Origin of the sequence: Chryseobacterium gossypii, from assembly GCF_041361455.1 — a bacterium.
GTDB lineage: Bacteria > Bacteroidota > Bacteroidia > Flavobacteriales > Weeksellaceae > Chryseobacterium > Chryseobacterium gossypii.
Map to the genome: position 1 here is coordinate 1 of NZ_JBGCUR010000048.1, position 9,844 is coordinate 9,844.

Consider the following 9,844-nt stretch of genomic DNA (forward strand, 5'->3'; position numbering starts at 1 on the left):
TTTTTGTAAAATATAAAAAAGGCTATCTTACTTTTGAGACAGCCTCTTTTTTTATAATTAAGAAGGGGGTAAAAAGATTAGTTTACCACTCTTATTCCACGGGCTACAAATCTTATCTCTTCTTTTGGCTGGGTGATGGCATCAATTTCAGACTGAGGCTTTTTGGCATCTTCAGCATAATGTTTCTGCTCATCTACGGAAATTATTTTCTTTTCAGCACTTCCGTCCAGAACCACATTTTTACCTTTCAAGGCGGTTGGTACGAAGAATGCGTAATCTTTCATTTTTACGAAGAACTGGGAGTTATCTTCAGTCTGGATCGTCAGCCAGCATCCTTTTTTATCGCAAACATCAGTTACTTTTCCTTTTATCGCTACATTTTCCAGCTTCTTGTTTTCCTTTTTAAGCTTTTTACTCAGCTTTTCAACAGTAATGGCCCTGGATTCTGTTGCAGGATTCACTCCTGCTCCGTAAGTATCTCCCACCAATGCATTTCCGGGAGGCGGAGAAAACTTTTTCTGTGATGTCTCTTGTGCAAAAGCCAGTGATGAAACACTTAGGGCTGCAGCAAATACTATTGCCTTGAATTTCATTTTTAATATTTTTTCCAAAAATACTAATAAAAATTGAATCATAAATTGTTAAAAACTTGATAAAAAACAGTTTATTTTTAAAAATAAAAACAAAGTCCCAAATCAAATACAGAATTGTTTATATTTGGTCCAATATATAACTATGCAGAAAAAACTGAAACTTTGGGATGCTATCATGCTGGTGATGGGATCCATGATCGGAAGTGGGATTTTCATTGTTAGTGCCGATATGATGCGGAATTTGGGATCAGGGTTCTGGCTGATTGCGGTTTGGGTCATTACCGGGATCATGACTGTGGCAGCAGCGATCAGCTATGGCGAGCTTTCGGCATTGTTTCCAAAAGCGGGAGGGCAGTATACTTATCTTAAAGAGATTTTCGGAAGGAGAATGGGCTTTCTGTATGGCTGGGGACTGTTCACGGTTATCCAGACCGGTACTATTGCGGCAGTGGCTATGGCTTTCGGAAAGTTTACAGCCTACCTGGTTCCGGCTCTTAATGATGCGGCTCCGATCTTTCAAAGCGGAGAATTTAAGATCACGTGGATACAGATACTGGCTATAGCCATTATTCTTTTACTCACCTATATCAATACACGAGGCGTACAAAGCGGCAAACTGTTGCAGAATATATTTACAGGCTCTAAGATAATTGCATTACTGGGATTGATTGCGGTAGGCTTTATCATGGTGGATGTATCCCATTTGGCGGAAAATTTCAGTTCCGGGCTTTCATCTTTTAATAACATTGGTAAAGATCATCTGGGTAATTTCCTTAAAGACGGCTGGAAGCCTATCGATGGCATGACATTAATGGGTGGAATAGCAGCGGCTATGGTAGGATCTGTTTTCAGTTCCGTTGCCTGGGAGAGTGTGACCTTTGTCTCCGGGGAAATAGAAAATCCGAAGAAAAATGTTGTAAAATCAATGATTTATGGAACATCGGCCGTTATGATCTTATATATAGCCGTGAATTACGTTTACCTGAACGCCTTGGACAGGGATTCAATTGCTTTTGCAGCCAATGACAGGGTAGCAGTGGCTGCTTCTCAGAATATTTTCGGGAATGCAGGGACCATCATCATAGCCTTATTGGTTATGATTTCTACTTTTGGGTGTGATAACGGGCTGATCCTGGCAGGAGCCAGGGTTTTCCAGACTATGGCGAAAGACGGGATGTTCTTCAGATCAGCTATAGAGAACAATAAAAACGAAGTTCCGGGGAATGCTTTATGGATGCAGGGGATTTGGGCTTCTATCCTGTGTTTGAGCGGGCAATACGGAAATCTTTTGGATATGATCTCTTTTGTAATCGTCTTATTTTATATGATCACGGTTTTCGGGGTTATTTATTTGAGATTTAAAAAGCCTGATGTAGAAAGGCCTTATAAGACATGGCTTTATCCCATCACCCCTGTGATCTATCTATTGATAGGCACGGGATTCTGTATCCTTTTGCTGATATACAAGCAGCAGTACACCTGGCCGGGTTTCCTCGTGGTCTTATTAGGCCTTCCGGTATATTACTTTATTAACAGAAATCATAAGAATAATACGTAAATATGATCTGAATCAGGCCTCTGATTCAGATTTTTTTTCTGCTCCTTTTACTTTGCCGGTTTCAAGATCAATTTTGCAGCCATCCGTCAGAATATGTACTTTCAGATTGTCCGCATAGATCGGATCACCTTCCTTCACGGAGTCTATATTGGTTTGTTCCACATCTTGGGCATTAATGACCAGCACCATTCCCGAACCCTTACACGTAGCCATATTTCCTTCTTCTATCATCAGTGCAGTATCTTCACCCAGCCCCAGTCCCCAGCAATTGCAATTCAATATTACGGCATGGGCCAATCTCCCGAACCTCCCACGATGAATGAAATGAGTATCGATAATACAGTTATTGATCAGGTTTAAGCCGGCAGTTAGCCGGATGTCATTATCAAGAATAGCCTCTCCGTTCTCAGCCTCGCAAATGACGATCTCCGGCATACACATGGCCCCGGCACTGGTACCTGCAATGGTAAATCCCTTTTCATTCATATATTTTTCATGCAAAAGGGTATTAATTGCAGAATCTTTTATGATCTCACAGATTCTGTTCTGGTCACCGCCTGTGAAAAAAACGGTTTTTGCCTGAGAGATCCTTTTTGAATGAAAGTCTTCATGAATAGGTTCGGTGTCACATATATGAAGGAAATCAAAATTACGGTAGCCGATCTCATTAAGGGTCTTTCTGTAGGTTTCCTGTATGCTTTCCGGTTCTTTACTTGCCGTAGTAATGATTTCGATACGATCATCCGGGGATTCTGCCAGATGCTTGAGAATTTCACGAGGAGTGAAATCATTAGACTTTTCCATTTCAGGACTTGTACCATTTTTATCTTCTTTGCCACCTATGATGAATAATCTGCCTTTTGGAACCATAATAATAATTTTAGCGTTAAAATATGCGCTGCAACTATAATACCAGCCTCATGAAAAATGTGGTAGACAATACCGCATAAACTGTAAGTTTTGAATAATATTTTTAATTTTCTGTAACATTTTATTAACCAAAAATGTTTAATTTGGTATTTCTTTTCAAGTAAGAATTATGAAATAAATTGATCTATGGACACACCAAATTATAGAATGCCTTTTGTTCCATCAACGTTAATGACCGAGGGAGGAAGTATTGAGACCTGCGACATGGGGGAAAGCATTGCCCATAACATCATGTTGCTGATCACAACAAAAAAAGGAGAGAACAGATATGATGAAAATTACGGGAATGATGTCTGGAATCTGGAATTCGACAACGGGGTTACCAGTGCCGTTTGGGAAAGCGTTTTTATTAAAAGCCTTAAAAGACAGATACAGGAATATGAACCCCGGATTGTTCAGCCCCAGATTGATGCGCACATTCAGTTCGTAGAGCATAATTACGATACCCGAGAGCATACGGAGATAAAAAAGAAAGTGAAGATCGCCATCAATGCGAAAATGGAGGCGACGGGGGAACGTTTCAGTTTTTCTACCGAACTGTTTTTAAGCCCCATGTCCATTGATTAATATGTAATTGTAATCAGAACTCATGAATTTAGATCAGAATATTTATTCCAAAGAATCTGTAAAAGCGAGAATGCTTCAGAACGCTACCAAGGTATGGGGCTTGAAAAGTCCACAATCATTGGATCCGTTTGTTAAATTACTCATAGATGCATTCAGCACTGAGATCTTTAAAGCCAACAATGAAATCCAGACCATCAATGCCAGGATTCTTGAAAAGCTGGCCAAGCTTCTGACCCCGTCGATCTATACCCATCCGATCCCGGCTCATGCGATCGCTTTCACCCAGCCATATGAATCTTCCGAGATTTTACTGGAGCATACTGAATTTTTCTTCAGAAAACAGATGACCTCCACGATCAAGTCGGAATCAGACAAGCAAATCAACATTCCGTTTACCCCTGTAGGAAACATAAGGATCAATAAGATTCAGACTTCAATCATGTTTGTTGGAAATACCTGCTATAGCATTGATGACAGGTTGAATAAAATTCCCATCGCGAGATTTCAGGGGAAGCCTGAAGATTACAGAAAAATTACTATTGGTATAAATGTGACCAGATATATAGGTGAAAATTTCCCTAAATATCTGAGTGTTTTCTGTTCAAATCCTGCATTTGAGCACCTTGATTTCGTGTATAAGCTTCTGCCTTACATTACGGTTAACAGCAACGGAAATCCTTTATTTGTAAAAGAAGGTCTCACCTATCTGAAAGACCGCCAGCAGGATGGTTACGAGCAGATGTTCCGTGAGCAGTCTATCAGAACGAAGACCATTGAAGATATTAAAAGCATTTACCAGCATAAGTTCATAGAGATTACAGGACTCTCGGACAGTCTGTTCTCCGAGCCAGGAAAGCTACCGCTGAACCTGGATTTTCTTGATTACAAGGAGGAGATCATGAAATACATAGGAGGAAACCGCTATCTTTGGCTCACCTTTGAATTTCCACCACAGTTTTCCGCAGAGATTTTAGATAATTTCTCATTTGTACTCAATGCTTTCCCGATCTATAACCGGGGCTGGAAGAAGACGGAATACAGTCTGGACATTATGGGCAATAATATTCCTCTGATAACGGATGAGGGCGAACATTTTTTATATGTGGATGAAGTGCAGGATGGGGAAGGAAGAAGATATACAGAAATCCCCTTTACCCCTGCCGATGATCTGAAAAAAGGCCTGTATACGGTCAGAAAAGGAGGAATGGAACGTTTTACCAACAGAAATGCCGTGGATATGATTGCTCATGTTCTGGAGCTGACAAGAGATGAGATTGCAGCCTTTTCACTTCTGAACAGGGATAATGTAAAGGGCATGCTCACTGAAATGTCTGATAAAATGAAATCCATGGTACAGAAGGTGAACAATGCCAAAAGAAACATTAAACAGGAGCTGAACTACGTGATTATGGAGCCTGTGGAAAAAACAGACCATACCTATGCTTCTTTCTGGGTAACCCATTGTACCCTTGCCAATCATATGCGTCCCGGAACCGAGTTATCCAACCAATTAAAATCCCAGTCATTGGTGCTGCTTACCGAAACAATCGGTGGAGCTGAAGAACAAAAAGGAACAGACAGCATTCAGGCTTATAAATATGCCCTGACCACCAGAGATAAGATCATTTCTCTTGAAGATGTAAAAAACTATTGCAGGATGATCCTGAAGGATGAAGCGAAAGAAATCAGGGTAAAACGGGGTACCATGATCAGCAATAAGCCCAAAGAAGGCTTTATAAGAACGGTAGAAGTGGAGATCGTTCCGCAAAACTACTCTTTTTACGGAAGAGCATATTGGGAAAACATGGCGAATATTCTCCGGAATCAAATCGTTTCCAAAGCAATAGACGGAGTGGAATATGTGGTGAAGATCAGTAATGAAGATACAGATTTCTTTGAAAACGGATAGTTCCAATATGATCCGCATAAAACCGGCGCATCCCGACGATTTTTGAATCCTGGTAACAGCCCAGAGTCTGATATGCATTTTTGTCCGGTTGAATCATTCTCTCATAAGCATGAAACAGTTCAATGACAATATATCTTCCGGTACTCCGGCAGATCATTGGCCCGTATGACCACATTAAGAGATAAAGCATTGTGACAGATGGCACAGAACATTGTTCGCCGTTGATATTTCTGCAATAAAGCGGTCTTTATATTTTTTTATAAATCTATTATCCTGATATCCGGATTCCTTTGATCACATGATCAGAAATTGTGTAAAATTCCGTATTTTTGCACATCGTGATTTTCAGGCAAAATCATTCCGAATTATGAGTAAATCAACTGAATATATAGAAGTTTACGGTGCCCGTGAACATAATCTGAAAAATATTAATGTAAAAATTCCCCGTAATGAGCTGGTAGTGATCACCGGCCTTTCCGGAAGCGGAAAATCATCATTGGCTTTTGACACTATCTTTGCCGAGGGGCAACGCCGTTATATTGAAACTTTTTCTGCCTATGCCCGTCAGTTTCTGGGAGGCCTGGAACGGCCGGATGTAGATAAGATCGAAGGGCTTTCTCCTGTTATTGCCATCGAGCAGAAGACCACCAATAAAAATCCCCGGTCAACTGTGGGAACGGTTACCGAGTTATACGATTTTCTGCGTTTGCTGTATGCCAGGGTATCCGATGCCTATTCACTTTCTACAGGGAAAAAGCTGGTTAGTTATACAGAAGAGCAAATCCTCGAAACCATAAAGGAAAACTACGCAGGAGAAAAGATAATGTTGCTGGCTCCTGTAGTGCGTGCCAGAAAAGGACATTACCATGAACTTTTCGTCCAGATGGCAAAAAAGGGCTACGGGCAGGCAAGAATTGACGGTGAATTACAGGATATTGAATATGATCTGAAACTGGACCGCTACAAAACCCACGATATTGATATTGTAATCGACCGCTGGATCATCGGGGAGAACGCATCTGAAAACAGGATGGAAAAATCTCTCAGAACAGCTATGGAAATGGGGGAAGGGCTTATCGGGATTCAGAAGCTGGGAAGCACGGATATTGAATATTTCTCTAAAAACCTGATGGATGCGGAGACCGGGCATTCCCTGGCATTACCGGAACCTAACACTTTTTCGTTCAATTCCCCTAAAGGAAGCTGTCCGAACTGTAAAGGCCTGGGGACCATCAAAAAGATCAATACCGACTATTTTGTAGAAAACCCTAAACTCTCCATCAACCAGGGCGGCCTGCTGCCTCTGGAAGATATTAAATCCAATAAATGGATCCTGTCACAAATAAAGAATATCCTGGAGATCTTTGGGTTGGGGTTTACTACGCCAATGCAGGATATTCCCGAAGAAGCCCTGGACTATATATACAACGGCTGTCATAAAGAATTTAATAAAGATCTGAAATATGCCGGCATCACCAAAAAGATAAAGATCAGCTTTGACGGACTGATTCCCTTTATGGAGGAGATAATTGAGGAAAAAGAATCTTATGAGGCTATCCTCCTGGAGAGGCATTTCACAACGGAAGAAATCTGCCCTGAATGTAACGGCAGCCGCCTCCAGCCATCAAGCTTAAGCTTTAAGATAGACGGAAAGAATATTGCAGAGGTAAATGCCTTAAGCCTGGCAGATCTGAAAGAATGGCTGAATGATGTGAAAGACAAATTCTCCGAGAAAAATAAGATTATAGCACACGAAATTCTGAAAGAAATTGAAGCGAGGCTTCAGTTCCTGTTGGATGTAGGTTTAGATTACCTGAGCCTGAGCAGAAGCTCAAAAACACTTTCGGGAGGTGAGTCCCAAAGGATACGTCTGGCCACCCAGATCGGGTCTCAACTGGTAAATGTATTATATATCCTGGATGAGCCAAGCATCGGATTACATCAGAGAGATAATGAAAGACTGATCAATTCCCTGAAAAACCTCAGGGATATCGGAAACTCTGTCCTCGTGGTAGAGCATGATAAGGATATGATCATGGAAGCAGATGAGGTGCTGGATATTGGTCCGAGGGCCGGAAAGTTCGGTGGTGAGATCCTATGGCAGGGAAAACCGGGAGATCTGGTAAAGGCAGATACCATTACGGCACAATATATCAACGGGAAAAGAAAAATTGAAGTTCCTGCCAAGAGAAGAGCCGGAAACGGGAAAAGTATTGTATTAAAAGGTGCTACGGGAAATAACCTGAAAAATGTGACCCTCACTGTTCCTCTTGGAAAACTGGTTGTGGTAACGGGAATTTCGGGAAGCGGCAAATCTTCCCTGATCAACGGGACATTATACCCGATCCTTAATAAGCATTTTTACAGAGCCGTTCAGGAGCCTCTGCCTTACAAATCTATCGAAGGGCTTGAGCATATAGATAAGATTGTAGATGTAGACCAGACCCCGATCGGAAGAACTCCCCGTTCTAATCCCGCCACATACACCGGGATGTTTACGGATATCAGAAACCTTTTTGCCGAATTACCAGAAAGCAAGATCAGAGGCTATAAACCCGGAAGATTCTCCTTCAATGTGAAAGGAGGAAGATGTGAAACCTGCCAGGGCGGAGGATTGAAGGTAATAGAGATGAACTTTTTACCGGATGTCTATGTTCACTGCGAGACCTGCAACGGAAAACGCTTTAACAGGGAAACCCTGGAGGTCCGCTATAAAGGGAAATCCATTTCTGATGTCCTGGATATGACTATTGATGAGGCCGTGGAATTTTTCCAGCCCATCCCTAAGATTTTTATGAAAGTAAAAACCCTTCAGGATGTTGGTTTGGGATATATCACACTGGGGCAGCAGTCTACAACCCTTTCAGGAGGTGAGGCTCAACGGATCAAATTAGCTACTGAGCTGGCAAAAAGACAGACAGGAAACACATTATATATTCTTGATGAACCTACAACCGGTCTCCATTTTGAAGATGTGAAGATCCTGATGGATGCCATCAACCAACTGGTGGAGTTGGGAAACTCATTTATCATTATTGAACATAATATGGATGTCATTAAAATGGCAGATCATATCATTGATGTCGGGCCGGAAGGAGGTAAGCACGGAGGGCAGATCGTAGCCCAGGGAACTCCGGAGGAAATTGTGAGGTCCAAGAAAAGCCTGACCGGAAAGTTCCTGAAAAGAGAACTGTAAATATCTGAGATATTTCGGCGGAAAATACTTCGATAACTAATCATAAAATGAGGCTGAACTATAAAAGTTTGGCCTTTTTTATGCCTTATAAATGAGTCCCAATGTTAAATTTTTAAATATTTTTAATTTGTATTTATTTGATATTCAGTATTTTATGTTTTAATGTTAACTGAATGTTAACTGAATGTAAAATTAATATGAATTTTTTTTAATACCTTTGGTATAGAGATACAGAATAAGTTTAATATAACATTTAAAACCAAAGAGTTATGAAAAATAAAATCCAGATATTTATTGCTTCGCTTTTCGTTTGCGGATCTATGGCTGCTGTTAATATGACCAAAGCCCAGCAAACTTCAAATAATACTATTCAGGAAGTACAGCTGAATAAAAATGATGCTTTTAGTGAAATCAGGAAGTTATTGATCGACAACTTTGATTTTACTAATTCTGACTATAAACAGGGAATTGTAAACTCTGAAGTTAAGTTTGAGATCACGGAAAATGGAAAAATTGTAAACGTCCATTCAAAAGGAGACTGTAAAAATGTGAGCAAGGAGATTGAAAATGTACTGAACCATCTTCATTACAGAATAGACAGCAATAAACTTAATGAAAACATGATTGCTTCCACTTATGTGATGCCGGTGAGGGTTAATATAGACAACAGATAAAAATTCATGCAATCTTTTATAATAAAATAAGGCCATACAGATCGTGTGGCTTTTATTTTGCGCCAGATCGCCGGTAAGCCCCATGTGATATTTAGCGCATGAACATGAGCGAACTTGCCACACTATATTAAAAAATGAAAATACTGAAAAATTTAAATATAAATTTGTAATAAAATATTAAATATTTCGTTTTAAATTTATCAAACTATAAAAATTAAAACGATATGAAAAATTTAAAGAAACTTAACAAAAACGAATTAAAGGCCATTAACGGGGGAGCACCGAAAAAGTACTGCGTGTACTGCGAATGGATGAATGCTGTTGTTTGCAGCGAGATTCCAATCTCTCAATGTCCTTAAAATAAATAAAGAGGCTGTCTCAAAAGGACAGTCTTTTTTCTGCTCATGTTTTTTTTAA

8 protein-coding genes are annotated in these 9,844 nt (G+C 40.3%); 6 read left to right on the forward strand and 2 right to left on the reverse strand.

Translation table 11 applies throughout. From position 1 onward, the window contains the following. Positions 1–77: 77 nt before the first annotated feature. Positions 78–593 (reverse strand): DUF4920 domain-containing protein, encoded by a 516-nt coding sequence (locus ABMQ40_RS16150; RefSeq protein ID WP_370901454.1) that lies wholly within the window; start codon positions 591–593, stop codon positions 78–80. Positions 594–735: 142 nt separating this feature from the next. Between ABMQ40_RS16150 and ABMQ40_RS16155 the strand changes: the two genes are divergently transcribed. Next, on the forward strand, positions 736–2,151 hold the full coding sequence (locus ABMQ40_RS16155; RefSeq protein WP_370901456.1) for an APC family permease: 1,416 nt from the start codon (positions 736–738) through the stop codon (positions 2,149–2,151). 12 nt (positions 2,152–2,163) lie between these two features. Here the strand turns inward: ABMQ40_RS16155 and ABMQ40_RS16160 are convergent, their stop codons facing one another. After that, complete coding sequence (locus ABMQ40_RS16160; protein WP_370901458.1) at positions 2,164–3,021, reverse strand: cyanophycinase; 858 nt, start codon at positions 3,019–3,021, stop codon at positions 2,164–2,166. A 186-nt stretch (positions 3,022–3,207) separates the two neighbouring features. Here ABMQ40_RS16160 and ABMQ40_RS16165 point away from each other — a divergent pair, with 186 nt between their 5' ends. From ABMQ40_RS16165 to ABMQ40_RS16185, 5 genes are all read left to right on the forward strand, one after another. Next, entirely contained in the window at positions 3,208–3,648 is a 441-nt protein-coding gene (locus ABMQ40_RS16165) for a GPW/gp25 family protein (protein WP_370901460.1), read from the forward strand. A 22-nt stretch (positions 3,649–3,670) separates the two neighbouring features. Beyond that, positions 3,671–5,557, forward strand: coding sequence for a type VI secretion system baseplate subunit TssF (locus ABMQ40_RS16170; RefSeq protein ID WP_370901462.1), 1,887 nt, complete (start codon positions 3,671–3,673; stop codon positions 5,555–5,557). A 367-nt stretch (positions 5,558–5,924) separates the two neighbouring features. Then, positions 5,925–8,753 (forward strand): excinuclease ABC subunit UvrA, encoded by a 2,829-nt coding sequence (uvrA, locus tag ABMQ40_RS16175; protein WP_370901464.1) that lies wholly within the window; start codon positions 5,925–5,927, stop codon positions 8,751–8,753. A gap of 269 nt (positions 8,754–9,022) precedes the next feature. Then, a complete protein-coding gene (locus ABMQ40_RS16180; protein WP_370901466.1) occupies positions 9,023–9,427 on the forward strand; it encodes a hypothetical protein in 405 nt (134 codons plus the stop codon). A 224-nt stretch (positions 9,428–9,651) separates the two neighbouring features. Next, complete coding sequence (locus ABMQ40_RS16185) at positions 9,652–9,786, forward strand: bacteriocin-like protein (RefSeq protein WP_370901468.1); 135 nt, start codon at positions 9,652–9,654, stop codon at positions 9,784–9,786. Positions 9,787–9,844 lie beyond the last annotated feature (58 nt).